The sequence below is a fragment of the Curtobacterium sp. UNCCL20 genome, from assembly GCF_900101675.1.
In the GTDB taxonomy this organism is placed as follows: domain Bacteria; phylum Actinomycetota; class Actinomycetes; order Actinomycetales; family Microbacteriaceae; genus Curtobacterium.
In genome coordinates, this window is record NZ_FNKG01000002.1 from 492,596 (window position 1) to 517,408 (window position 24,813).

The following is a 24,813-nucleotide window of genomic DNA, read 5'->3' on the forward strand; positions in this document are numbered from 1 at the left end:
GATGGCGAACCTGTGCACAGCAGAAGCGCCTCCGAGGCCGCCCGGCAGCGCGGTGACGCCACGATGAGAGCGTGCTCCACGACCTCCTGCGCATCCCCGTCACCGGGCGCGACGTGCTCATCCCCGTCGACGTCATCGCCGCGGTCCTCACCGTCTGGCTGGTGGTCGCACCCGTGCTGGGCAGGTCCGCCCGCACCCGGACCGCGCACCCGGTCCGGGCCGTCCTGATCCGTGTCGCCGCCCTGGTGGTCGGAGCGGGCGTCGGCCTGGTCGCGGTGTGGTGGACCGGGGACGTGCTCGACCTGTTCGGTGTCGCGTTCACGCCGGTCACCCGGATGTGGATCGCCCTCGCGTTCGCCGGCGTCGCACTGCTGGTGGTCGTCCTCGTGCAGGGCGGCTGGCTCCTCCGGGTGGTGGCCGTCGGTGCCGCTGCGACCGTCGTCCTCGCAGCCGGCCTCGGGGTGAACGTCGACTTCGGCTTCTACAAGAACGTGGAGCAGGCGATCTCGACCAACCCGTACCCGACGAAGCAGGTGCCGCTCGCCGGGTCGGCAGGTTCCGTCGGGTCCGTCGGTTCCGTGGTGGAGGCCTCGACGTGGCACGCTCCGACCGACATGCCCAAGGTCGGGGAGACGTTCAGCGTCCGGATCCCGGGCACCGTGTCGCACTTCGCCGCGCGCAAGGCCGTGGTGTGGTTGCCGCCGGCGGCGCGCACCCCGCACCCGCCGACCCTGCCGGTCATCGTGGCGCTCTCCGGGCAGCCGGGGCAACCCGCCGACATGTTCCAGACGGGAGACCTCGGGCGCTTCCTCGACCGCTACGCTGACGCGCACCACGGCCTCGCACCGATCGTGGTCTCACCGGACCAGCTCGGCGCGCCGGCTCGGAACCCGATGTGCGTCGACTCGCGGCGCCTGGGACGGAGCGCGACCTACGTGATGACGGACACAGTGCGGTGGATCCGGGAGCACCTGCCGGTCGCCACCGCGCCGAGCGCCTGGGGCATCCTCGGGTTCTCGCAGGGTGCGACCTGCGCGATGCAGTTCTCCACCGCCTACCCGGGGGTGTTCAGCAGCGCGCTCGCGATCTCGAGCGAGCCGGCACCCCGGAACGGCAGCGTGCAGCAGTCCATCGCGCTGGGCTTCCACGGCTCCGCGTCGGCGTACCGGGCGGCGTCGCCGAGCGCGATCATGACCGCGCACGGCCGCTACACCGACCACCTGACGGTGTTCGGGTTCGGGCAGGACGACGCCCCGTACCGCGCGTCCACCGAGGCGCTCCGGGCCGTCGCCGAGCGGGTCGGGATGCAGACGTCCCTCATCGTGTCGCCGGGCTCGGCCCACGACTGGAACACCGTCCGCTACGTCCTGGCCCACGGGCTGCCGGCGGTCATCGCGCACCTCGGGCTGCCGTCGTCGAAGGGCGCCCTGTGACCGAGCCGGAGCGGCCCGCGCCCGCCTCCGCGCGCACCCGACCGCACCGCGCACTCGCCGCCTGGCGCACCGTGCGTCGACACCCCGTCACGTCGGCGATCGTCGTGCTGGTCCTGGCGACGTCGGCCGCCACCGTCGTCCTCCGCGTCCTGCACGGCACCGGTCCGGTCTCGTACGGCCCCTTCCGGGTGTTCGCCGTGTCGACCGGTGTCATCGCGCTCCTGCTCACCCTCGCCGGGGTCGTCGCGCTCGTCGGGGCGTCGGAGCGCCTGATGGGCTCCTGGCGGACGGCGTTCGCCTTCGTCGTCACGACGGTCGTCGGCACCGGGATCGGCGCGCTGAGCGCCTTCCTGGACACCGACGGCCGCGACGTCGGGCCGCTGCTGCTCGGCCGGGCGACGAGCTTCGACCCGTGGACCGCCATCGTCGGCACCGTCGTCACCGCGAGTGCGTTCGCCGGCCCGCTGTGGCGCCGGCGGATCCGGGTGAACGCCCTCGCCGTGGTGGCGGCCCTCCTCCTCTACGCGGGGCACGCGTCGGACCTGTACGCGGTGCTCGCCGCCGCCGCCGGGTGGCTGCTCGGCGAACTGCTGCGCCGGACGCCGAAGCGGATCGGCTGGGTCCGCAGCTCCCACCGCGAGACCCGGGTCCTGCTCGGCACCGTCGTGCTCGTCTCGGCCGTGGGACCCGTCATCGCGCTCGTCTCCCGCGCCCGTGTGGGCATCCTCGCGCCCCTCGCCGCCGTCGTCGGTGCCGGGCCGGTCACCCCGGTGCACGGGTGCCGGGCGGACGGAGTCGCGGGGGAGTGCCTCCGGGCGCTGATGGCCTACCGGGCGACCGACCCGTGGACCGTCGTCCTCGCCGCCGCCCCGCTCCTGGTGCTCGTCGTCGCGGGTCTCGGGCTGTTCCGCGGCAGCCGGTTCGCCGTCTGGCTCGTCGTCGTGGTCGACCTCGTGACCGCCGGCGCAGCAGCCGTCACGTACGGCGCGGTCCCGGGCCGGGTCGAGCAGCTGCACGGTACCGAGGACCGCTTCGTCGTCGACGTGTCGATCGCGGCGTCGATCGTGGTCCCGCTCGCCACCGCCGTCGTCCTCGTGCTGCTCCGCCGGTCCTTCACGGTGCTGCCCGCACGGCGCCGCGTGGCGACCTTCGCCATCACGGTCGGCTCGGCCGCGGGCGTCATCGTCGCGACGGTGCTGGTCGTCGCCGCGTCGTCGCCGCAGCAGGTCGAGGACCCGCTGCGGCTCGCCGTCGCAGCGCTCGGACCACTGGCGCCGGTCACGTTCTGGGACCGGCTGCCGTCGCTGCCGACGATGCTGCGGATCGTCCTCGGGCTGGCCGGCCCGGCGCTCTGGTTCGTCATCGCCCTCGCGGCCGTGCGGCCGACCGGCGCCGTCGAACCGGACGCCGACACCGACGGCACCCGGCGGGACCGGGAGCGTGCCCGGGCGCTCCTCGAAGCCGGCGGTGGGGACGCCTTCGGCTGGATGACGACGTGGCAGGGCAACGCCTACTGGTTCGCCGAGGACGGTCGCGCCGGGGTCGCCTTCCGCCGGAACGGTCGGGTCGCGGTCACCGTCGGCGGCCCGTTCGGCTGGCCGGACGCCCGCTCGGACGCGATGACCGCGTTCGCCCGGTGGTGCGACGACAACGGCTGGACCGCCGTCTTCTACGGCATCGGGGTCGAGGCGGCGAGCACCCTCACCGCGCAGGGGTGGGGGACGCTGCCGGTCGCCGAGGACGCCGACTTCGACCCGCGCACCTGGACCACGAGCGGCAAGAAGAAGCAGGACGTCCGCACCTCGGTGAACAAGGCGAAGCGCGAGGGCCTCACGGCGACGTGGTCGAGCTGGCAGCAGCTGCCCGCCGCCACCACGCGGCAGATCGAGGCGATCTCGGAGGAGTGGGTCGCCGAACGGGAACTCCCCGAGATGGGCTTCACCCTCGGTGGGATCGACGAGATGCGGGACCCGGCCGTCCGCACGCTCGTCGCGCAGGACGAGTCCGGCACGGTGCTCGCCGTCACGAGCTGGCTGCCGAGCCACCGCGAGGGCCGGGTGGTCGGCTGGACGCTCGACGTGATGCGGCGCACCGGTGCCGCGCCGAACGGCGTGATGGAGTTCCTCGTCGCGAGTGCGGCGGACCGGATGCGTGCGGACGGGGTCGAACGGCTCAGCCTGTCCGCGGCGCCGCTCGCCCAGGCTTCCGAGGGCGCACCGGCGAACGAGGGCGTGCAGGACCTGCTCGACCTGGTCGGCGGGGTCCTCGAACCCGTGTACGGGTTCCGCTCGCTGCTGCGGTTCAAGCTGAAGTTCGGCCCGGAGCTGCACCCGCTCGTGCTCGCGTACCCGGACCCGGTCGCGCTCCCGGCGATCGGGATCGCGGTGGTCCGCGCGTACCTGCCGGACCTGTCGTTGCGACAGGCGGTGGCCCTGGCGCGGGGACGCGGCTGACGGGAGGCGCGTGGCGGGCCGGCTCCGTGCCTCCAGGCACGCTCCGCGTTCGTCGCGAGCCCGACCGCGGTCCGCACGCGACGCCCCGTTACGCATGCGGCGCCGGTCGGGCGCTCCGCGCAACCGGGTGGGGTATCGTTCCGACTACGCAAGCGCTCCGGGGTCGGTGCAATTCCGAACCGGTGGTGACAGTCCACGAACTGATGACGGGTGCGAATCCGGCAGAGGTTGACCTGGTGAAACTCCGGGACCGACGGTGAGAGTCCGGATGGGAGGCGCGCTGGCGGACGAGACGTGACCACATCCGTGGGCGCTGACCCGTCCGTCGATGCCGACGATCGTCGAACGCCCCCGGAGTCCCGTTGAGAGGACACCAGTGTTCACCGGCATCATCGAGGAACTCGGCACCGTCACCGCCGTCGAGCAGCACGGCGACTCCGTCGCGCTCACCGTCCGCGGCCCGCTGGTGGTGCAGGACGCACGCCACGGCGACTCCATCGCGACGAGCGGCGTGTGCCTGACCGTCGTCGAGCAGACCTCCGAGACCTTCACCGCCTTCGTCATGAAGCAGACGCTCGACATGAGCGCGCACGGCACGCTCGCGGTGGGCGACCGGCTGAACCTCGAGCGCGCGGCCTCGGTCGGCGACCGGCTCGGCGGCCACATCGTGCAGGGCCACGTCGACGGCACCGCGACCGTCCTCGAGACCGCGGACGGTGACGGCTGGCGCCGTGTCCGGTTCTCCCTGGCACCCGACCTCAGCCCCCTCGTCGTCGACAAGGGCTCGGTCGCGATCGACGGCGTCTCGCTCACCGTCAGCGCCGTCTCCGACGAGGACACCCCGCCGGCCGACGCCTGGTTCGAGGTGAGCCTCATCCCGGAGACGCTCGAGGCGACGACCCTCGGCGCCCGTGTCCCGGGGGACCGGGTCAACATCGAGACCGACGTCCTGGCCCGGCACGTCCGGCGGATGCTGCGGCTCGACGCCGCGGTGCGTCCGCAGGTCGACGCGTTCGAGACCGTCGGCCAGGAGGCACGGTGATGGTCACCGACACGACGCACGTCGACGGCGGGGCCGGGTCGGCCGCGGGGGCGGACGCGCCGGTCGCGTCCGTCGTGTCGGCACCCCTTGCCCTCTCCCGTGTCGAGGACGCGATCGTGTCCATCGCCGCCGGCCGTCCGGTCATCGTCGCGGACGACGAGCACCGCGAGAACGAGGGTGACGTCATCCTCGCCGCCGAGCTCGCGACCCCGGAGTGGATCGCGTGGACCGTGGCGCACTCGTCGGGGTTCATCTGCGCACCGGTGAGCGTCGAGATCGCGGACGCCCTCGACCTCCCGCCGATGGTGGAGCACAACGAGGACGTCCGGGGGACCGCCTACACGGTGACCGTCGACGCCGCGGTCGGGGTGACGACCGGGATCAGCGCGCACGACCGCTCCCGGACGCTGCGGGTCCTCGCCGACCCGTCGTCCGTCCGCGACGACCTGCACCGCCCCGGACACGTCGTGCCCCTCCGCGCACGACCCGGCGGGGTCCGGGAGCGCGCCGGCCACACCGAAGCAGCGATCGACCTCGTCACCGCGGCCGGGCTCCGACCCGCCGCGGCGATCTGCGAGATCGTCGACGAGGACGGCAGCATGATGCGCCTGCCGCGGCTCGTCGAACTCGGGGCACGCGAGGGCGTGCCCGTCATCACCATCGCCGCACTCGTCGAGTGGCTCGACGCGGCTGACCGGGCGGCGGCCGAGGCCGTGCTCACGGAAGGAACGACACGATGAGCGGAGCAGGCGCGGCGGACCGCGACCACGTCGACGGGACGGGCATCCGGGTGGCGATCGTCGCCGGGCAGTGGCACGACGCCATCGCCGGTGGGCTCCTCGCCGGGGCGCAGCGCGAGGTCGAACGCCTCGGCGCCACGGCCGAGGTGGTCCCGGTGCCGGGGAGCTTCGAGCTGCCCGTCGTCGCGAAGGCGGCCCTCGAGGCCGGGTTCGACGCCGCGGTGGCCCTCGGGGTGATCATCCGCGGGGGCACCCCGCACTTCGAGTACGTCTCGGACGCCGCCACCAGCGGGCTCACCCGCGTCGCCCTCGACACCGGCCGACCGGTCGGCTTCGGCGTCCTCACGCTGGACGACGAGCAGCAGGGACTCGACCGGGCCGGGCTGCCCGGGTCGAAGGAGGACAAGGGCGCCGAGGCCGTGCACGCGGCGGTGTCGACGGCGGTCACCCTGCGGAAGCTGCGCGTCCTGGTCTGAGCGACCACGGCGTTCCGTGGCGCAGGGTGACCTTCGTCGTGCGCGAGCCGAGCGTCGTCGCCGAGGCGACCCGCGCCTCCAGGCCGCACGCGACCGCGCAGGTCGGACAGCCGCCGGCCGGAACGCGAACGGGCCCCGCACCGAGAGGTGCGGGGCCCGTTCTGCGTGCGGAGGTGACTACCGCTTGCCGAACACGTGGATCGGCAGGAAGAAGGAGAGGCACATGAGCACGAGGCCGCCCATGAACACGAACGCCTGACCGGACTCCACCTGGAACGCGAAGCCGAACAGGTACATCGACACCAGCAGCAGCAGGATCGAGAAAACAGCGGCGATGACGCGGCCCACGGTGGTACCTCCGGAAGTCAGGCGGGTGGATCGGGTCCAGTCTATCCCCAGCGGCGAGGAAGGACGTTCACCTGCCTGGCTTCGTCGCGATGAGCCGGTCGACGACGCCGAGCAGCGCCTCCATGTCGACGGTGCCGCGGTTCGGCCGGACGTCGCTCGCGGCGCCGAGCGAGGCCTGGTGGTAGAGCCCGTCGCCGAGGAGCTTGACCGCCTGCGCCGTGGGCTCGTCGCCGAGGGCGTCGACGAGGGTGACGAGCCAGGCGTTCTCGGTCTCGTCGAGGGTGCGGCCCGCTTCCTCGTACCCGGCTTGCTGCAGCCGGCTGGCCGCGAGGAGGGCGAGGTCGAGCTCGCTGCCGACGAACAGGCAGTTCCGCACGAAGTACCGGGCGGCGCCGTCCTCGGCGTCCCGCATCCGGTCGACGTCGATCGCGGAGAGGTCGGAGAGTCGCTCGCACAGTCCTTCGACCAGGGCGGCCTTCGACCCGAAGTGGTAGAGCAGTCCGCCCTTGGAGACACCGGCCCGTGCGGCCACCGCGTCGAGGGTCGCCGGACGCTCTCCCTCCTCGCACACGATGGCGACGAAGCTGTCCAGGACACGATCGCGGGCGCTTGCCATGCGCACGAGTCTAGGGAGTCGCGGGCGGCGGCGTGCCGAGGCCGCCGCCGCCCACGACGTCAGCCCTTCAGTGCACCCGCGGCGATGTTCGCGATGAAGTGTCGCGACCCGATGATGAACACCCCGATGAGCGGGAACACGCTGATCACCGCGCCCGCCATCACGGCGCCGAGGTCGGTCGCGTTCACCGAGCTCAGGCCGGCGAGCGCCACCTGCAGCGTCTGGCCCTTCGGGTCGATCAGCACGATGAGGGGCCAGACGTAGTCGTTCCACGCCGTGATGAACGTGAAGATGCCGAGGAACGCCAGACCGCCGCGGAGCATCGGCACGGCGATCGACCACCACGTCCGGAAGAACCCGGCGCCGTCCACCCGTGCCGAGTCGATCACCTCGTTCGGGATCGACCCGGTCGCGAACTGCCGGAGCAGGAAGATCCCGAACGCATTGGCGGCTCCCGGGACGATGAGGGCCTGCAGGCCGCCGATCCACCCGAGGTGCGCCATCAGCACGAAGCTCGGCACCAGCGACAGGCTGCCGGGCACCAGGAACGTCGCGAGCATCACGGTGAAGAGGCTCCGCTTGAACGGGAACTCGTACTTCGCGAACGCGAACGCGGCGAGCGAGTCGAACAGCATCACGAGGACCGCGGTGCCGCCCGCCACGATGACGGTGTTGAGGAGCGCCCGGAGCATGTCGACGTTGCTGAAGACCGACGCCACGTTCGCGAGCGCGTTGTCCCCGAACCAGAGCGACGGCGGGTAGCCGAAGATCTCGGCGTTCGTCGACGTCGACATGACGAGGAGCCAGTAGAACGGGAAGATCGACAGCACCACGCCGATGACGAGGCAGAGGTGCGTGACGGCGGTCCCGACCCACCCCCGGCGGAAGCGTGGGCCCCGGTCGTCCGTGGCGGCGCCGGGTCGGCCGAGCGCCGCAGCGGTGTTGGTGGTCGTCGTGGTCGGTGTCGCGGTCATGCGTCGACCCCCTTCGCGCTGGTGCGGGTCGTGCGCGGCGCGCGCAGTCGCCTCGGTGTCTTCAGGCCGTCGCGTTCACTGAGCAGGCGCCAGTTGATGATCGCGAACACCACGGAGAACAGGAACAGCACCCAGGCGATCGCCGACCCGTAGCCGAAGTCGAACTGGTTGAACGCCTGTTCGTACTGGTAGAGGACGATCGTCATGCCCGCCTCGTCGGGACCGCCGACCGCCTGCCCGTTGAACAGGATCTGCGGTTCCGTGAAGAGCCCGAGGCCACCGATCGTCGAGGTGATGACGGTGAACAGGATGACCGGCCGGAGGAGCGGCACCGTGATCCGGGAGAAGATCTGCCAGCTGTTCGCCCCGTCCACCTTCGCGGCGTCGTAGAGCTCCGTGGAGATCGACTGCAGGCCGGCCAGGTAGATGATCGCGTTGTAGCCCGTCCAACGCCAGATCACCATCACGGAGATCGTGACCTTGACGCCCCAGTAGGACGAGAGCCACCCGACCGGGTCGGCGCCGACGGCCCGGAGCGCTGCGTTGACGAGCCCGAAGCCGTCCGAGAACACCGAGCCGAACACGATCGCCATCGCGACCATGCTCGTGACGTTCGGGACGAAGAACGCCACCCGGTAGAAGCCCTTCGCGCGGATGTTGCCGTGCAGCAGGAACGCGAGCACGAGCGCGAGGAACAGCATCGGGACGGTGGACATCACCCAGATGAGGAAGGTGTTGCCGACGGCGTTCCAGAACCGCGGGTCGCCGAGCAGGTACTGGTACTGCGCGAGCCCGACGAACGCGGGGGAGCCGACGCCGTCCCAGTCGGTGAAGGACAGCACGATCGAGAAGACGATCGGGAACAGCCCGAACACCAGGAACAGCACGTAGAACGGTGCGATCGCGACGTACTGGGGCCAGAACCGCCCGAGGCCACGACGTCCGCCGGTGGCCGCGGTGGTGATCGAGGCGGTGGGGGTCCCGACGACGGCGGGGATGCTCGTGGTCGGCGGTGCCTGCTTCGTGCTCATGCGCCGGCCCCGCGCTTCTCGAGCACCCGGTTGGTCTGGTCGACGGCGTCCTGCCAGGCGCGGTCGGGGTCCTTCCCACCGGACTCCACGTTCGTGATCTCGGTGGCGAAGGCGCCGATGAAGCGCTCGGAGTTGGAGATGTAGGTCACCGGGACGTCCATCGCGGTCGCGTTGAAGAACGCCAGCGGGTCCTGGTCGCCGAAGTAGTCACCTGGTTTCCGCATCAGGCCGTTGTCGAACGACGCGGGCGTCGAGGGGAACAGCTGGATGTCGTTGTAGGTGTGGGACTGCACCTCGGGCGAGGTGATCCACTGCGCGAACGCCGTTGCTGCAGCCGGGTCCTTCGAGGTCTTCGGGACGGCGAGGAACGAGCCGCCGCTGTTGCCCGGTCGCTCGGGCTGCCGGGCGATGCGCCACTTCCCGGCGGAGTCCGGGGCGGTGTCGTGGATGACCTGCGTCCACCACGCGCCCTCGATCTGCCCCGCCACGCGGCCGGACACCCACCCGGCGTTCTGGTCGGTGCCGGACTGCAGGTTGGCGGTCAGTCCGGACTTGATGCAGGCGACGGCGTTCTCCCAGGCCTTCCGCACCGAGCTGTCGTCCCGTTCGAAGACGGGCTGGTCGTCGCGGTCGAAGTAGCGGGTCGGGCTGGCGTACACGTACTGGTTGAAGAGCTGGGTCGCCGTGATGACCGTCGCCGCGTCGGCTCCCTTCCGGATCTTCGCGCCGAACGAGCGGAAGTCGTCCCAGGTCGCGATCGCGTCGGACACCTCGTCGGGGTCGGTCGGCAGCCCCGCCTTCGCGAGGACGTCCTGCTGGTAGAAGAAGCCGGTGGGGCCGGTGTCGACGGGCCAGAAGCACTGCCGCCCGCTCGGGGTCCGGCCGAGTGCGGTCTTCCAGTCGTAGTACTCGCCCTTCTTCGCCGCACCGCCGTGGTCGTCGAAGTCGGTGAAGAGGTCCTCGTCGGGGAAGTACAGCCAGCAGTTCGAGTTCACCATCAGGACGTCGGGGATGAACGCGTTGCCGGCGAGGGCGGTCCGGAACTTCGTGTCGTAGGACGCACCGCCGATGAGGTCGGGGCGGAGCCGCTTGGGCCGGTGGCCGCTGATGCCGCCGGCTGCCTGCTTCAGGAACTTCGGGTCGAGCGACCGGTTCCAGTACCAGAGGACGAGTTCGTCCGGGTCCTTGGAGATGGCGGTGCCGGTGGAACACCCGGCGAGGAGCGCCGTGGTGGCCAGGGCGCCGAGGGCGCCCGCGCCGGCGAGGAACCCCCGTCGGCTGAGACTGATCGATGGTGCTGCTGTCACGGAGTACCTGCTCTCGTCGTTGAGATCGGGATACCTGGAGCGTTCGACCGTGAACGCTCACGAAGTGGGTCAGAGCCTCCTCCGTACAGCACGGCGTGTCAAGCACCCGACCATTGCAACCGCAGGACGCGGGCGATACCGTCGGTGCGACCGTGAAGGTTCACGAGACGATAGGGATCCGCATGTCAGCGCAGACCGCGACCACCACCGGCACCACCCCGGGCACCGAGCAGGACACCCCCGGCTGGGCCGTCCTCGGCCCGGGTGGGATCGCCCGCCGCTTCCTCTCCCAGCTGCCCTCGAGCGGCGTCGGGGCGACCCTCGTCGCCGCCGGCAGCTCGTCGCCCGAGCGGGCGCGGGCCTTCGCCGACGCGGCGGCGGAGCACGGCTTCGCGGACGTCTCGGCGAGTTCGTACGACGAGGTCCTGGCCGACCCCCGCGTGCACGCCGTCTACGTGTCCACGGTGCACACCGGCCACGCCGCCCTGGTGCTCGCGGCGCTCGACGCCGGCAAGGCCGTGCTGTGCGAGAAGCCGCTGTCGCCGAACCACGGCACCTCGATGGCCCTCGCCGACGCTGCTCGTCAGGCGGGGCTGCCCCTCGTCGAGGCCTACATGTACCGCTTCCACCCGCAGACCGCGGCGCTCCTCGACGTCGTGCGCCAGGGAGCGATCGGCGAGGTCGCCCACATCGACGCCTCGTTCGCCTTCCGAGCGGGCGAGCGCAGCGGGCGACTGTTCGACGTCGACACCGCGGGCGGCGGCATCCTCGACGTCGGCGGGTACCCGGTCACCATGGCCGCGGCGATCGTGCAGGCGGCGACCGGTGTGGCCGTCGCCGAACCGACCGAGCTCGACGCGAGCGGCACCATCGGCCCGACCGGCGTCGACGAGTGGACCGTGGCGCACCTGACGTACAAGGGCGGCATCACCGCGAGCGTCCGAACCGGTGTCCGCGTGCAGGACGAGAACGCGGTCGTGGTGCACGGCTCGCGTGGCTCGATCACGCTCCGCGACCCGTGGACCCTCGGCGACGACCCGACCATCGAGGTGCGCACCGTCGACGAGGACCCCCGCACCCTGTCGTTCGCGGGCGCGCACCCCTACGCACTCGAGGCCGACGCCACCACCGCGGCCCTCGCCGCCGGCCGCACCGACGCACCCGAGTACACGCTCGACGAGTCCCTCGCCACCGCGCGCACCCTCGACAGGTGGCGCGCCGCGATCGGCCTCCGCTTCCCGTTCGAGGCCGAGACCGCCGACATCCCCACCGTGAGCGGTCGGCCGCTGACCGTCGCGGCGCACGACCCGTCGGCGACGGACAACCCGATGCGGTACGGCGAGGTCCCCGGCGTCGGCAAGCGCATGTCCCGCCTGGTGATGGGCGTCGACAACCAGCCCGACCTCGCGCACGCCAGCGCGATCTTCGACCTCTTCGTCGAGCAGGGCGGGAACGTCTTCGACACCGGCTACATCTACGGCGGCGGCGTGCTCGAAGGGCGGCTCGGCAAGTGGATCCAGAACCGCGGCATCCGCGAGGACGTGGTCGTCATCACGAAGGGCGCGCACACGCCGTTCTGCGACCCGGAGTCGCTCACGAAGCAGCTGCTCGAGAGCCTCGAGCGTCAGGGGACCGACTACGCGGACATCTACATGATGCACCGCGACAACGAGGACATCCCGGTGGGGGAGTTCGTCGACGTCCTCGACGAGCACCGCCGCGCCGGCCGCATCCGCGTGTACGGCGGGTCGAACTGGAGCACCGCCCGCTTCGACGAGGCGAACGCGTACGCGCGGGCCAACGGCAAGCACGAGTTCGAGGTCCTCAGCAACCACTTCGGGCTCGCCGAGGCGTACGACGTGCCGTGGGCCGGCTGCCGGCACGCGACCGACGCCGCGTCGAAGGCGTGGCTCGAGGAGCGCCAGGTCCCGCTGCTGCCGTGGTCGTCGCAGGCGCGCGGGTTCTTCACCGGCCGTGCGACCCCGGAGGACACCAGTGACGCCGAGCTCGTCCGCTGCTACTACAGCGACGAGAACTTCGAGCGACTCCGTCGTGCCCGGGAGCTCGGCGAGCGGTTCGGTGTCCCGGCGACCGCGATCGCCCTGGCGTACGTCCTCAACCAGCCGTTCCCGACGTTCCCGCTCTTCGGACCGCGTACGATCGCGGAAGCCCGTTCCTCCATGACGGGACTCTCCGTCGACCTCACCCCGGAACAGGTGGCATGGCTGGACCTCCGCGACTGACCTCCGGTCAACCGTCCACCGAGGGGCACCCGACCCTCGAGCAGACGAGCGGCATCCCCGGCGGCCGGGCGACGATCATCGACGTCGCCGCGGCCGCCGGGGTGTCCCGGCAGACGGTCACCCGCGCCATGAACGGGATGTCCGGCATCAGCGCGGCGACGAAGCAGCGGGTGCTCGCCGAGGCGGAGCGCCTGGCGTACCGGCCGTCGCGCTTCGGCCGCGGGCTGGTCACCGGCGGCGACCACCAGCTCGGTCTCGTCGTGAACGACCTCCGCAACCCCTACACGCCGCAGCTCGCGTCGGCGGTGTTCCGGCTCGCCGCGGAGCAGGGGTGGAACGTCATGCTCGCGGACGTCGACCTGGCGAGCGACGCGGACCGGATGGTGCAGGCGCTCGGCGCCCAGACCGACGTCGTGATCGGCTACCTCGGGTCCCGGCGCGAGCGGTGGCGCGAGCTCCTCGGCACGGTTCCGATGGTCGAGCTCGACCCGTACTCGGAGCCCCAGACCGCGGCGGTGTGGATCGACCCGGCCGACGCGATCGAGGTCCTCGCCGACCACCTCGTCGAGACCGGGGTCCGGCACCCCGTGGTGCTCGACAACTCGGCGCCCGACGACACGAGCGTCCGCGGCGCCCTCATGGTGGACGCCCTGCGCCGCCGCGGGTACCTGCCGGACCTCGTGCACGGGGCGCATGGCACGGCCGAGTGCGGTGCCGAGGAGACGACGCGGATCCTCGGCCGGAAGCGCCGGCTCGACGCGATCCTCGCGTTCAACGACGTGATGGCGCTCGGCGTGCTGCAGTCGTGCCGTCGTGCCGGCGTCGACGTCCCGGGTGACGTGCGGGTCGTCGGCGTCGACGGTCTGCCGCTCGGTGCGCTCGTCGCGCCGACGCTGACGACACTCGCAGTCGACCTCGACGCCGTCGCGCGCGAGGCGCTCGGCCTCGCCCTCGGCATGCTCGCCGGGGAGCTGCCGCTGCAGGGAGCCACGGTGCAGCGCACCGTCCGGCACAGCCTGTTGCTGCGCGAGTCGGCCTGACGACGACTGGCCGCACTGGGCGGGACCGCACACCGGCCTGGAGGCGCGTGGCGGCCCGGCACCGCGCCTCCAGGCCGACATCAGTTGCATTTGCAACCATTACCGTCCAGACGGTACACTAACGGAGTCCTGACGGGATGCGTGCCCACCCCGCATCCCGTCTCGTCTGCACCGCCGTCGACCTGGTCCGGCTCGAAGTCTCAGGAGTCCTCCGTGTCCGCACTGCTCACCAGCCCGATCGCCACCGCCGTCACCGGCAGCCGCGCGCGCCGGTTCGCCGCCCTCGCCGTCCTGATGCTGCCCGTCCTGCTCATCTCGGTCGACAACACGATCCTGAGCTTCGCGCTGCCGTCGATCTCGCGCGCCCTCAACCCGGACGCCACCACCCAGCTGTGGATCGTGGACGCCTACCCGCTCGTCCTCGCCGGGCTGCTCGTCGTGATGGGCAGCATCGGCGACCGCATCGGCCGCCGCCGGATCCTCGTGATCGGCGCCAGCGGCTTCGCCCTGTTCTCCGTCGCCGCAGCGTTCGCCACCGACGCCTGGATGCTCGTCGGCGCACGCATCGCGATGGGTGTCTTCGGCGCGATGCTCATGCCGGCGACCCTGTCGATCATCCGCAACGTGTTCGTGGACGCGGGGGAGCGGCGGATGGCGCTCGCCGTGTGGTCGACGATGTTCGCGGCCGGCAACGCCCTCGGGCCGCTCGTCGGCGGCGTCCTCCTCGCGCACTTCCACTGGGGCGCGGTGTTCCTCGTCGCCGTGCCGATCCTCGTCGTGATGGTCGTGGCGGTGCCGTTCTGCGTGCCGGAGTCCCGCGACCCGATGCCCGGGCCCGTCGACGTCCCGAGCATGTTCCTGTCGCTCGGTGCCCTCGGCCCGATCGCCTGGGCCATCAAGTCCGTCGTGCACCCGGAGGAGCGCGGCTTCGCGATCGCGATGCTCGCCGTCGGTGTCCTGTGCGGGATCGCGTTCGTGCGGCGGCAGCTCCGCTCGCGGACCCCGATGCTCGACCTCCGCCTGTTCCGGAGCACGGCCTTCACCGGCAGCGTGCTCATGAACATGACCGCGATGTTCTCGCTCACCGGGTTCCTGTTCTTCATCGCCCAGCACCTGCAGCTCGTCGCCGGCCTCGACCCGTTCCTGTCCGGTGTGGTCCTCGTCCCCGGTTCCGTGCTGACCATCGTGGCGGGGCTCGTGGTCGTGCCGATCGTTGCCCGGGTCGCCCCGCGGTGGGTCGTCGCCGTGGCCCTGCTGTTCTCGGCGGCCGCGTACGCGATGATCGCCGTGCTCGGACACCACGCCTCGATCGTGGCGCTCGCGTTCGCGTTCGTGCTCCTCGGCATCGGGATCGGCGCCTCCGAGACGGTGACGAACGACCTCATCATCTCGACGGCTCCGGCGGACAAGGCCGGCGCGGCGTCGGCGATGTCCGAGACCGCGTACGAGATCGGCGCGGTGCTCGGGACCGCGGTGCTCGGGACGATCCTGGCGACCGCCTACCGGGCCCACGTCGTGGTGCCGGACGGGCTGTCCTCGTCGGCGCACACCGCGGCGCAGGAGACCCTCGGCGGTGCGGTGTCCGCGGCGACGTCGCTCGGCGGGCCGGCCGGGCAGGCGCTGCTCGAGTCGGCGCGGGCCGCGTTCGACTCCGGGGTGACGGTGACGGCCGGGGTCGCGGCGCTCCTCATGGTGGTCGCGGCGGCGGGCGCGGTCGTCATGCTCAAGCGCCGGTAGCCGACCAGGCGTCGCGCTCCGGCTCGCGCACGTCGTCGCGCGCCGCTCACCCGACGCTCGGCAACCGTGCAGCCCGCGTCACGCGAGGTCACACGGCGCGCCCGGGATCGGACGAACCTGGGAATCGTTGACCTCAACCCCGGTTGAGGTCATACGTTGGGACATGGCCGCGGAGCCGCGGCCATCCCCTCCCGAAGGAACGACCACGACTCCCATGCCCGACGAAGCCCCGGCGACCATCGCGGACGCGTACAAGGCCGCCTTCCGCGGTCACCCTGCCGGCGTCGCCGTCATCACGGCCGAGGGACCCGACGGCCCGACCGGGCTGACCGCCTCCAGCGTCGCCAGCGTCGCCGTCGACCCGCCCGTGCTCGTGTTCTCGCTGTCCACCAACTCCGGGTCGGCCGGCATCGTGCTCGGTGCGCCGCTCTTCGTCGTGCACCTCGTCGACTCCCTCGGCGTCGCCCTCGCGAAGCGCTTCGCCGCGACCGGCAGCCCGGCCGCCGACGACCCGATCTGGGGGACGCTGCCCTCCGGCGACCGCTACCTGCCGAGTGCCGCCAGCGCGCTCCGGTGCCGCCCGCTGTCCACGACGCCGATCGGCTCGTCGACGGTCGTCGTCGCCGAGGTCCTCGACATCGTCGTCGGCCTCGAGCGGGGCGAGCCGCTGGTCTACCACAACCGGGAATTCCACTCCCTCACTGATCGTTCCCGGCTCTCGTGAGCCGCGGAGCACCATCCGCACACCACTGATCGAAAGGAACTCACATGGCTGAGTACACCCTGCCGGAGCTGCCGTACGACTACGCCGCGCTCGAACCGCACATCAGCGGCAAGATCATGCAGCTGCACCACGACAAGCACCACCAGACCTACGTGACGGGTGCGAACACCGCGCTCCAGCAGCTCGGCGAGGCCCGCGAGTCGGGCAACCTGGCGAACGTCAACAAGCTCGAGAAGGACCTGGCGTTCAACCTCGGCGGTCACGTCAACCACTCGATCTTCTGGACCAACCTCGGCCCGGACACGAAGGTCCCGGAGGGCGAGCTCGCCGCCGCGATCGACGAGTTCTTCGGCTCGTTCGAGAAGTTCCAGGCCCAGTTCACCGCCGTCGCCACGGGCATCCAGGGCTCCGGCTGGTCCGTCCTCGCCTGGGACACCGTGGGCCAGAAGCTCACCACGTTCCAGCTCTTCGACCAGCAGTCGAACGTGCCGCTCGGTCTCGTGCCGATCTTCATGCTCGACATGTGGGAGCACGCCTTCTACCTCGACTACCTCAACGTCAAGGCGGACTACGTCAAGGCCGTCTGGAACATCGTCGACTGGGAGAACGTCGCCGCGCGCTTCGCGAACGCGAAGTCGCAGCAGTTCGTCACGCTCTGACGGAGTGTTGGCGGGTCACGACGGAGACCGGGTGACCGGGTGACCGCTTGACCGCTTGACCGCTTGACCGACTGGAGGCGCGGTGCCAGCTGGCACCGCGCCTCCAGTCCGTCACGGGGCGGGCCCACGGCCGCGCTCATGCCGCGCACACCTGCGCACCGGTGACGAGTTCGTCGGCGATCGCGCGCAGCGCGGCGTCCGTGTCGGTGTGCTCTTGGTCGACGATCGCTGCCCACTGGGCACCGCGCGCGGCGCGGACGGCGTTGCGAGCCGCGTGCTCGGCGGCGTCGGGTGCGTACCCGTGTGCGCGGCACCAGGCGGCGACCGCGGCGACCCGGTCCCGGTGGACGCCCTGTTCGCGATCGCGTCCGGTGAGGGACTCGACCGCACCGAGCTCGAAGGTGAGCCGCGCGGCGAGTGCCCGTTCCGGGTCGTCGAGGCCACCGAAGACGGCGACCAGGTGGTCGGCGAGGGCCAGGTCGTCCGCCTCGGGGTCGAGCGTCAGGGTCGACACGGATTCGGCGAGGTGCTCGACGACGGCGTCGATGAGGGCCTCGCGCGTGCCGAAGTGGTAGACGATCGGGTACGCGCTCGTGCCGAGGACCCGGCCGAGACTGCGGACGGACACGTCCTCGAGCTTGGTGTCCCGCAGGTGCAGTGCCACCTTCTGGATGATCGCCGGCTTGAGCGTCGGGTCGGGCTTCCTGGGCATGGCGTCTCCGTGGGTCGTGAGGTGCGCGACCGTTCACATACGATCAGAGAGTATATTACCGGATGACACCGGGAACTGCCAGGATGCCGCGGGAGGTCTCGATTCGACGTCGAAAGCGGAGTTTTGCTCGGGTTCACGTAGGATGGTCGGGATGTCCACGTCCGACGAGCGCTCCGAGGCCCCGCTGCGTCCCGACGCCCCCCGCGCCGGACGGGCGGTCGCGGGCCGCCGTCGTGGCGCCGGAAAACGCTTCCTGGTGGTCGGCGACGTCCTCGACGGCGTCCTCGTGCAGACCAGCGCGTCGACGATCGGTGCCCACGACCCGGCCGCGGTGATCCGCCACCGGCCGGTCGGCGCCGCCGGGAACACCGCGACCTGGCTCGGCTGGCTCGGCGCCGAGGTCGACCTCGTCGCCCGGGTCGGTGTCGACGACGTCTACCGGCACGAGCGTGCGCTCGGCGACGCGGGCGTCCGAGCGCACATCCGCTACGACGCCCGGACCACCACCGGCGCCGTGGTGTCCGTCCGGAACCACGTCGGGCGGACGGCGATGTCCGACCCCGCCGCCAGCGGGGCACTCACCGCCGAGGACATCCCGTCCGACCTGCTCGGCCGAGCGGACATCGTGCACCTGACCGGTTCGGCGATGCTCGGCGGCGGGGGAGCGGACCGGGTCGCCTCCCTCGTCGCCCGAGCCCGGTCCGGGAACGCGCGGGTCTCCCTCGACCCGTCGTCGTCCGCCGTCGTCGAGGCGGTGGGGGCGGACGCGTTCGTCGAGGCCCTCGCCGGCGTCGACGTGCTCTTCCCGAGCGAGGAGGAGGCGCTCGCCCTCACCGGTGCACCCTCCGTGTCCGAGGCGGTCCGCGCACTGACCGAGGTCGTCCCGCTCGTGGTCGTCACCCGCGGGCCCGAGGGCGTGCTGCTCGGCCGGCCCGGGCGGAGCCCGCAGCGGGTCCCCGTCACACCGGCGACGGTGGTCGACACGCTCGGTGCGGGCGACGCGTTCGCCGCCGGGTTCCTGCGGGCATGGGCGACGGATCCGGTCCGCGTCGGCGCTGCTGCTCGCGAGGGGACCCGCGTCGCCGCGCGGGCGCTCGGCTTCGTGGGTGGGCGTCCGCCGGTTTGAGTGCCGGTCAGCGTTCGGTGGGCTCCGCCGTCACGCTGAGGGTCTGGACGCGTCCGGCGGCCAGGGGCGCCAAGCGGATCTCGACGCGGAGCCGTCCCGCCGTGCCGGGCAGCCACCACCGCACGTGCGACGGCGCGGAGGACTGCTCCTCGACCGGCGCTGCGGTCACGTCTGCTCCGACGGTCGCGACGGCCTCGGCGATCGCCTGCCGGCGGCGTTCGTACGGCACGTCCATCGCGACGTTCGGGGTGCAGATCGCGTCCGCCAGGTCGTCGCTCCAGTCGGCCAGGAGGCGCGTCACGGCAGCGCGTGCGGCCCGGGTCGCGTCCGTGGTGCGTCGCGTGCCCGGTGCGGTCGTGGTCGGGGTGGTCGGGGTGGTCGGGACCGGGACGGTCGCGTTCGACACGGTCGTCGCGGTCGTCGCGGCTGCGCCGGGGTGGGAACCGAGGACCAGGTCGAGCGCCCGGTCGGCCGCGGCGGAGACCTTCGCCTGCGTGGCGTTCTCGAACGCGACGACCCCGATGCCGTCCCGCACCGACCAGCGCATGTGCGCGGAGAACCCCGGGTAGCCGCCGGAGTGCGACACGAGTTCCCCGAACCGGGCGTCCTGCTCGACGAAGAGCCCGAAGCCGTACGCCGTGGCCCGCGACGAGCCCGGCACCACCGACGCGGGGACGACGCGCATCGCCTGCTGCATGAGCCGGCGATCGGCGGGGGACACCGGCCCGGGCTCCGGATGGTCCGTGAACGCCGAGGCGAGGTGGGTGCCCCACCGGGCGAGGTCGGCGACGGTCGAGAACAGCCCCCCGATGGACGAGAACGCCCCGGGTCCGGTCATCGGCAACGGCTCCCACTCGCCGGCGTGCGGGCGGACCCCGGTGACGACGAAGCCGCGCGCCTCGGCAGCGCGGAACACGGTGTCGTCGAGGCCGAGCGGGCGGAGGATCGTCGCGGCGGCGACCTCGGGGTACGGTGCACCGGCCACCACCGCGATGACCCGTCCGAGCAGCGCGTAGCCGAGGTTCGAGTACGCGAACCGGGTGCCGGGGACCGAGTCGAACAGCAGGCCGTCCCGGAGCACCCCGTCGAGTTCGACGTCCGGCATCGCCTCCTGCCGATCGGCCCACGGGTCGTCGGTCGGGAAGCCGGCCGCCATCGTCAGGAGCATGCGCAGGGTCGGGACGGGGGAGTCCGGCGTGGGCAGGGCGACGTCGGCGAAGGCGGGCACGAAGTCGGTCACCGGGGCGTCGAGCTGCAGGCGGCCCTGGGCGACCAGCGTCAGCAGGGTCGCGGCGGTCACGCTCTTCGTGCACGACGCGATCCGGTAGACGGTGTCCGCGTCGGGTGCCGCCCCGTCGCCACGGTCGCCGTGCCCGCCGGAAGCGATGAGTCCGGTCCGGTCGAACACGCCCCAGGCGCTGCTCGGCGCGGTCCCGCGCTCCACCCGCTCGCGGAAGAGGGCGTCGACGTCGGTGAGGGCGTCCGTCACGACCGACGCATCCGCTCGTAGGCGTCGAGTGCGCGCTGCCGGGTCGCCTTGAGGTCGACCATCGGCTCGGGACGGAGCTCGTCGGAGGGGACCCACCGGTGCACGTACTCGCGGTGCGGGTCGAAGCGTTCGAGCTGCCGATCCGGGTTGAACACACGGAAGTACGGCGCAGCGTCGAAGCCCGAGCCCGCGACCCACTGCCAGTTCGCGGCGTTGTTCGCGGGGTCGGCGTCGACCAGGGTGTCCCAGAACCACTGCTCGCCGATGCGCCAGTCGACGAGCAGGTTCTTCACGAGGAAGCTGCCGGCGGCCAGGCGGACCCGGTTGTGCATCGCGCCGGTGTGCCAGAGCTCGCGCATGCCGGCGTCGACCAGGTCGAACCCGGTGTCCCCGTGCCGCCACCGGTCGACCTCGTGCTCGTCGGGTTCGCGCCACGGGAAGGCGTCGAACTCGCGGCGGACGTTCACCGTCGCGATGTCCTCGCAGTGGAAGTACTCGTTCCAGTTGAACTCGCGCCAGGCCAGCTGCCGGAGGAAGGCCGATGCGTGCTGGCGCTGTTCGGGCTCGAGCCGGTCGTGCAGTCGGTGCCACACCTGGTGCGGGCTGACCTCACCCCAGCGGAGGTGCGGTGAGAGGCCGCTGGTCGACGCCATCGCGGGTTCGTCGCGCCGGTCGTAGTCCTCGAGCGCTTCGTCGACGAAGTGCTCGAGCCGGCGGTGCGCCCCCGCTTCGCCCGGCTCCCACGCGTCGCGGAGCCCGCCCGCCCAGTCCGGGTGGGTGGGCAGCAGCGCCCACGTGTCGAGGTCGTCGCTCGTCACGGGCGCCGGCGCGGGCAGGTCGCGGGGACGCGGCAGGGGGTGTCGGGGTTCGGGCATCGCCTGCGCCGCACGCCAGAACGGCGTGAACACCTTGTACGGCTCACCCTGCCCGGTGAGGACCGTCCACGGTTCCCAGAGCAGGTTCGCGGCGAAACTGTGCGCCACGGTGCCGCCGTCGGTGAGGCCGGACTTGATGCCGGCGTCGAGGTCCCGCTCGACCGGGCCGTACCGCCGGTTCCAGAACACGGCGTCGGCGCCGGTGTCCGCGACGAGTCGGGCGATCTCGGCCGCGGCCGGACCGCGACGGAGGACGAGCCGCGAGCCGTGTGCACGGAGGTCGGCGTCGAGCGCGGCGAGCGAGTGGTGCAGCCACCAGCGGCTCGCAGCGCCGTTCGGCCGGATGCCGGGGGATTCGTCGTCGAGGACGAAGGCGATCGTGACGTCGCCGCCGTGGTCGATCGCGGCTCGGAGCGCGGGGTTGTCCGCCAGGCGGAGGTCGTCGCGGAGCCAGACCAGCGCGCCGGTCACACCGGCGCCGGGTCCGAGGCGGCGGCGGACCGGGTGGCCGCGCGGCGGGGCGGTGCGGCGGCAGCGGCGACCCGGAGCTTCGTGCAGAGCTCGGTGAGGGTGCGGAGCTCGGCGTCGTCGAGGCCTGCCCCGACCTGGTCGGCGATCGTCTGCGCGTGCTGCACCGCGACGGAGCGGTAGACGTCGAAGCCGTGCGCCGTGAGGGCCACGATGACGCCCCGAGCATCGGTGGGGTCCGGCTGCTTCTCGACGATGCCGCGCGAGGTGAGGCGGTCGACGAGGCGGCTGACGCTCGGCTGCGTGAGGAGGAGGTGGCCCGTCAGCTCGCGCATCCGGCAGCGGCGTCCGGGCTGGGTCGACAGGTTGAAGCAGACGTCGTACTCGTTGAACGAGATCTCGCCGCCGGGGAACTCGCTGTTGAGTGCGCGCATCACGGTCACCTGCGCGCGGAAGAGCGCTTCCCAGGCCGCCACGGCGGTCGCCTTCTCGCTGCGACGTGACTCGTCCACGATCGCGCTCCCTCCGGTCGTACGGTCATCCCACACTACCGACGGGCTGTGACACACGACGCCGCCGACGCGCAGGGGTGTCCCCCGGAACGGAGCGGAGCGGGGCCGGAACGCAACGAGGGCCGGCCGTCACGGGGATGACCGGCCCTCTCCCTTGCAGTACCAGCGCAGCTCCGGAACGCAACGAGGGCCGGCCGTCACGGGGACGACCGGCCCTCTCCCTTGCACCAAGAGTGTCCTGCAATCACATTCCGCAGGCGGTGCCACAGCAAACACCGTCTGCACCACCGACTGTATAACGAACGGGTAACGGCGCGCTAGGGACCGCGAGGGTCGTTCGCTGCGAGTTCACCAAGAGCGTGCGATGCGGATCAGAAGAGGTCGGGCGACGGCGTCGAGGCGTAGCGCACGGCGACGTCGGCGTGACGGTCGAACCGGTAGCCGACCCCGCGCACGGTCCGGACGATCTCCTCGAACGCGCCGAGCTTCGAGCGGAGGCGGCGGACGTGCACGTCGATCGTGCGCTCGTTCGGCGTCTCGTCCTCACCGTCGGACCACAGGCCGTCGATGATGGCGGAGCGGTCGACCGTCTGCCCCTCGCGGAGCACGAGGAACTGCAGGAGCTCGAACTCCTTGTAGGTCAGCGGAGCGGCTTCGCCGTCGAGCGTCACGCGCTTCCGGGAGATGTCGATGACGACCCCGGTCTCCTCGGGCTCGGGCTTCTCGGCCTGCTTGCGAGCCGCCACCGCGGAACGGTCCTGCAGTGCGAGGCGGACGACGTCGACGTCACGGCCGCCGGAGCCCTCGGCCGCCACGGCGACGGCTGCGTAGGTCTCCGATGAGGGGACGAGCTGTGCGGTGAGGGCCTTCAGCTGCTCGACCACGGCGGCGAGCGTCGTCCCCGCCGCCAGGGCCTTGGCCTCGTCGATCCCGACGTAGAGGGCGAACCCGCGGGCCTCGGTCCCCTCGGGCAGGGCGCGGTTCCGCTGCGGGGCGACGACCGGGCTGGTCGGGACGCTACTCGTCGCGGGCGGGGCGGCCGGCTGACGGCGCGGACGGATCGGCGTCACGGTGCCGAGGTCGGTCGGGGCCGGGGTGGCGGTGCGGAGGGCGGTGCGGGGCTGAGCGATGGTGAGCGACATGGCGGTTCTCCGGGCGATGTGGCTGCGGTGCGGGGGTGGCACAGCAGCCCGTGTCGAATGCGTCGGCCCGGGTACGGCGAGAGCCGTTGTGCCCTGCGGTCCTGCTGCGGACCGGGGCTGACCCGGGGGTACGGGGGACGGACCTCGTGACGTGGTGCGTGTCGTCGACGTGGTCGTCACCCGGGGATCACGCTCGCGCGACGGGGGTGGTGTCGCGGGGGATCCGGCTGGAACGGGTGCCGGTCAGGCACACATTCGACAACGCATGACGGCCATGGCCGGCATCATCGTGCCGGCGGTCCCCACTGCCCCTGAGGAGGAGCACGCCTCGGAGAGGACGCGGGTGGACACGGTTGCAGTCATGGGATGAGTATCGGCGGTATACCAAGGCCGTGTCAACCGTCCGCGCGGACGGTGTGGCAGTGCGCACGGGAAACGGACGGGAGGCGCGGTGCCAGCCGGCACCGCGCCTCCCGTCGCCGCAGGTGGTCGCGTCTACTCGGCGAGCCCGTAGAGCCGGTCGCCGGCGTCGCCGAGGCCCGGGACGATGTAGCCGTTCTCGTCGAGCTTCTCGTCGAGGGCACCGAGGACGATCGAGACGTTGCGGTCGCCGACGGCAGCCTCGACGGCGGCGAGACCCTCGGGCGCGCCGAGGATGCAGACGCAGGTCACTTCCTCGGCGCCGCGGTCGAACAGGAAGTCGATGGCCGCCGCCAGGGTGCCGCCGGTCGCGAGCATCGGGTCGAGGACGAAGCACTGCCGGCCGGAGAGGTCGTCGGGCAGGCGCTCGGCGTAGGTCTGCGGCTCGAGCGTCTCCTCGTTGCGGGCCATGCCGAGGAAGCCGACCTCGGCCGTGGGGACGAGCTTGACCATGCCCTCGAGCATGCCGAGCCCGGCGCGGAGGATCGGGACGACGAGCGGCCGGGGCTTCGCGATCGAGACGCCCATGGTGTGGGCCACCGGCGTGTCGATGGGGGTGGCGGTGACGCGCACGTTGCGGGTCGCTTCGTACGCCAGCAGCGTGACGAGCTCTTCGGTGAGGGCTCGGAACGTCGGGGACGGCGTCGTACGGTCGCGGAGCACCGAGAGCTTGTGGGTGATGAGCGGGTGGTCGGCGACGTGGACTCGCATAGGTTGGAGCCTACCGTGCGTGCAGAGCCTGGAGGTCCCGTGGAGTCACCCGCCGCCCGACCGTTCGTCCCGGCGATGGAACGCGCGCTCGAGGAAGCCCGGGCGTGCCTGGTGACCGGGGACGTCCCCGTCGGCGCCGTCGTGCTCGACCGCGACGGCACGGTGGTCGCCGTCGGGCGGAACGAACGCGAGGCCCGCCAGGACCCGACTGCACATGCCGAGGTCCTCGCCCTCCGCGCGGCCGCGGCGGCGACGGGGGACTGGCACCTCGAGGAACACACGCTCGTCGTCACGCTCGAGCCGTGCCCGATGTGCGCGGGGGCGATCACGGCGGCCCGGGTCCCGCGGATCGTGTTCGGCGCGTGGGACCCGAAGGCCGGGGCGACCGGCAGTGTCTACGACATCGCCCGCGACCGCCGGCTGCCGCACCGCTCGGAGGTCATCGCGGGCGTGCTCGAGGCACCGTGCGCGGCACTCCTCGACGCGTTCTTCGCCGAACGCCGCTGAGGGGCACCGTGGTCCCGCGTGCTCGTGG

The 24,813-nt window shown here is 72.1% G+C and carries 23 protein-coding genes and 1 riboswitch; of the genes, 12 read left to right on the forward strand and 11 right to left on the reverse strand.

Features of this window, described 5'->3' with window-relative positions; genetic code table 11:
* The first annotated feature begins 71 nt into the window (after positions 1 to 71).
* The 5 genes from BLT36_RS11675 to ribH all read left to right on the forward strand — a co-directional run bounded on the left by BLT36_RS11675 (position 72) and on the right by ribH (position 6,144).
* Positions 72 to 1,433: an alpha/beta hydrolase gene (locus BLT36_RS11675; RefSeq protein WP_254787589.1), complete on the forward strand. Its 1,362-nt coding sequence runs from the start codon at positions 72 to 74 to the stop codon at positions 1,431 to 1,433.
* Positions 1,430 to 3,886, forward strand: coding sequence for a bifunctional lysylphosphatidylglycerol flippase/synthetase MprF (locus tag BLT36_RS11680; RefSeq protein ID WP_092095327.1), 2,457 nt, complete (start codon positions 1,430 to 1,432; stop codon positions 3,884 to 3,886). Before BLT36_RS11675 ends, BLT36_RS11680 begins: the two co-directional genes overlap by 4 nt.
* Before the next feature lie 149 nt (positions 3,887 to 4,035).
* Positions 4,036 to 4,170, forward strand: a riboswitch (FMN riboswitch).
* Positions 4,171 to 4,262: 92 nt separating this feature from the next.
* Positions 4,263 to 4,928, forward strand: coding sequence for a riboflavin synthase (locus BLT36_RS11685; RefSeq protein WP_092095329.1), 666 nt, complete (start codon positions 4,263 to 4,265; stop codon positions 4,926 to 4,928).
* The gene (gene ribB / locus BLT36_RS11690) at positions 4,928 to 5,668 is read left to right on the forward strand and encodes a 3,4-dihydroxy-2-butanone-4-phosphate synthase (protein ID WP_092095331.1); all 741 of its coding nucleotides are present in this window, start codon (positions 4,928 to 4,930) and stop codon (positions 5,666 to 5,668) included. The genes BLT36_RS11685 and ribB overlap by 1 nt, the downstream gene beginning before the upstream one ends.
* Positions 5,665 to 6,144, forward strand: a complete 480-nt coding sequence (ribH, locus tag BLT36_RS11695) for a 6,7-dimethyl-8-ribityllumazine synthase (protein WP_092095332.1) — start codon at positions 5,665 to 5,667, stop codon at positions 6,142 to 6,144. The genes ribB and ribH overlap by 4 nt, the downstream gene beginning before the upstream one ends.
* Before the next feature lie 177 nt (positions 6,145 to 6,321).
* Here the strand turns inward: ribH and BLT36_RS18760 are convergent, their stop codons facing one another.
* The 5 genes from BLT36_RS18760 to BLT36_RS11715 all read right to left on the reverse strand — a co-directional run bounded on the left by BLT36_RS18760 (position 6,322) and on the right by BLT36_RS11715 (position 10,420).
* Complete coding sequence (locus BLT36_RS18760) at positions 6,322 to 6,492, reverse strand: hypothetical protein (RefSeq protein ID WP_175529616.1); 171 nt, start codon at positions 6,490 to 6,492, stop codon at positions 6,322 to 6,324.
* A gap of 67 nt (positions 6,493 to 6,559) precedes the next feature.
* Positions 6,560 to 7,108: a TetR/AcrR family transcriptional regulator gene (locus BLT36_RS11700; RefSeq protein ID WP_092095334.1), complete on the reverse strand. Its 549-nt coding sequence runs from the start codon at positions 7,106 to 7,108 to the stop codon at positions 6,560 to 6,562.
* 59 nt (positions 7,109 to 7,167) lie between these two features.
* On the reverse strand, positions 7,168 to 8,082 hold the full coding sequence (locus tag BLT36_RS11705) for a carbohydrate ABC transporter permease (protein WP_092095335.1): 915 nt from the start codon (positions 8,080 to 8,082) through the stop codon (positions 7,168 to 7,170).
* Positions 8,079 to 9,113 (reverse strand): carbohydrate ABC transporter permease, encoded by a 1,035-nt coding sequence (locus tag BLT36_RS11710; RefSeq protein ID WP_092095337.1) that lies wholly within the window; start codon positions 9,111 to 9,113, stop codon positions 8,079 to 8,081. The genes BLT36_RS11705 and BLT36_RS11710 overlap by 4 nt, the downstream gene beginning before the upstream one ends.
* Positions 9,110 to 10,420 (reverse strand): ABC transporter substrate-binding protein, encoded by a 1,311-nt coding sequence (locus BLT36_RS11715; protein WP_254787591.1) that lies wholly within the window; start codon positions 10,418 to 10,420, stop codon positions 9,110 to 9,112. Before BLT36_RS11715 ends, BLT36_RS11710 begins: the two co-directional genes overlap by 4 nt.
* A 182-nt stretch (positions 10,421 to 10,602) precedes the next feature.
* On the opposite strand from BLT36_RS11715, the gene BLT36_RS11720 reads away from it, so the two are divergent.
* The 5 genes from BLT36_RS11720 (at position 10,603) to BLT36_RS11740 (ending at position 16,823) form a co-directional block, all read left to right on the forward strand.
* Positions 10,603 to 12,663, forward strand: a complete 2,061-nt coding sequence (locus BLT36_RS11720; RefSeq protein ID WP_092095338.1) for an aldo/keto reductase — start codon at positions 10,603 to 10,605, stop codon at positions 12,661 to 12,663.
* Positions 12,642 to 13,703 (forward strand): LacI family DNA-binding transcriptional regulator, encoded by a 1,062-nt coding sequence (locus tag BLT36_RS11725; RefSeq protein ID WP_092095340.1) that lies wholly within the window; start codon positions 12,642 to 12,644, stop codon positions 13,701 to 13,703. Before BLT36_RS11720 ends, BLT36_RS11725 begins: the two co-directional genes overlap by 22 nt.
* 213 nt (positions 13,704 to 13,916) lie before the next feature.
* A complete protein-coding gene (locus tag BLT36_RS11730) occupies positions 13,917 to 15,440 on the forward strand; it encodes an MFS transporter (RefSeq protein ID WP_092095341.1) in 1,524 nt (507 codons plus the stop codon).
* A 214-nt stretch (positions 15,441 to 15,654) separates the two neighbouring features.
* Positions 15,655 to 16,164 (forward strand): flavin reductase family protein, encoded by a 510-nt coding sequence (locus BLT36_RS11735; protein WP_092095343.1) that lies wholly within the window; start codon positions 15,655 to 15,657, stop codon positions 16,162 to 16,164.
* 44 nt (positions 16,165 to 16,208) lie between these two features.
* On the forward strand, positions 16,209 to 16,823 hold the full coding sequence (locus BLT36_RS11740; protein ID WP_092095344.1) for a superoxide dismutase: 615 nt from the start codon (positions 16,209 to 16,211) through the stop codon (positions 16,821 to 16,823).
* Between the two features lie 136 nt (positions 16,824 to 16,959).
* On the opposite strand, the gene BLT36_RS11745 is transcribed toward BLT36_RS11740, so the two are convergent.
* Positions 16,960 to 17,535 carry a hypothetical protein gene (locus tag BLT36_RS11745; protein ID WP_139166448.1) on the reverse strand — a complete coding sequence of 192 codons (576 nt, stop codon included), beginning with the start codon at positions 17,533 to 17,535 and terminating at the stop codon, positions 16,960 to 16,962.
* Between the two features lie 151 nt (positions 17,536 to 17,686).
* Between BLT36_RS11745 and BLT36_RS11750 the strand changes: the two genes are divergently transcribed.
* Positions 17,687 to 18,661, forward strand: coding sequence for a carbohydrate kinase family protein (locus BLT36_RS11750; protein WP_175529617.1), 975 nt, complete (start codon positions 17,687 to 17,689; stop codon positions 18,659 to 18,661).
* 7 nt (positions 18,662 to 18,668) lie between these two features.
* Here BLT36_RS11750 and BLT36_RS11755 read toward each other — a convergent pair whose 3' ends face one another.
* The 5 genes from BLT36_RS11755 to upp all read right to left on the reverse strand — a co-directional run bounded on the left by BLT36_RS11755 (position 18,669) and on the right by upp (position 24,278).
* Positions 18,669 to 20,150, reverse strand: coding sequence for a serine hydrolase domain-containing protein (locus tag BLT36_RS11755; RefSeq protein ID WP_175529618.1), 1,482 nt, complete (start codon positions 20,148 to 20,150; stop codon positions 18,669 to 18,671).
* On the reverse strand, positions 20,147 to 21,496 hold the full coding sequence (locus tag BLT36_RS11760; RefSeq protein ID WP_092095350.1) for a cryptochrome/photolyase family protein: 1,350 nt from the start codon (positions 21,494 to 21,496) through the stop codon (positions 20,147 to 20,149). The genes BLT36_RS11755 and BLT36_RS11760 overlap by 4 nt, the downstream gene beginning before the upstream one ends.
* Positions 21,493 to 22,005, reverse strand: coding sequence for a MarR family winged helix-turn-helix transcriptional regulator (locus tag BLT36_RS11765; RefSeq protein ID WP_092095352.1), 513 nt, complete (start codon positions 22,003 to 22,005; stop codon positions 21,493 to 21,495). Before BLT36_RS11765 ends, BLT36_RS11760 begins: the two co-directional genes overlap by 4 nt.
* A 371-nt stretch (positions 22,006 to 22,376) precedes the next feature.
* The gene (locus BLT36_RS11770) at positions 22,377 to 23,147 is read right to left on the reverse strand and encodes a winged helix-turn-helix domain-containing protein (RefSeq protein ID WP_175529619.1); all 771 of its coding nucleotides are present in this window, start codon (positions 23,145 to 23,147) and stop codon (positions 22,377 to 22,379) included.
* 495 nt (positions 23,148 to 23,642) lie between these two features.
* The gene (gene upp, locus BLT36_RS11775; protein WP_070418346.1) at positions 23,643 to 24,278 is read right to left on the reverse strand and encodes a uracil phosphoribosyltransferase; all 636 of its coding nucleotides are present in this window, start codon (positions 24,276 to 24,278) and stop codon (positions 23,643 to 23,645) included.
* A gap of 75 nt (positions 24,279 to 24,353) precedes the next feature.
* Here upp and BLT36_RS11780 point away from each other — a divergent pair, with 75 nt between their 5' ends.
* Positions 24,354 to 24,785, forward strand: a complete 432-nt coding sequence (locus BLT36_RS11780; protein ID WP_092095827.1) for a nucleoside deaminase — start codon at positions 24,354 to 24,356, stop codon at positions 24,783 to 24,785.
* The last annotated feature ends 28 nt before the right edge of the window (positions 24,786 to 24,813 follow it).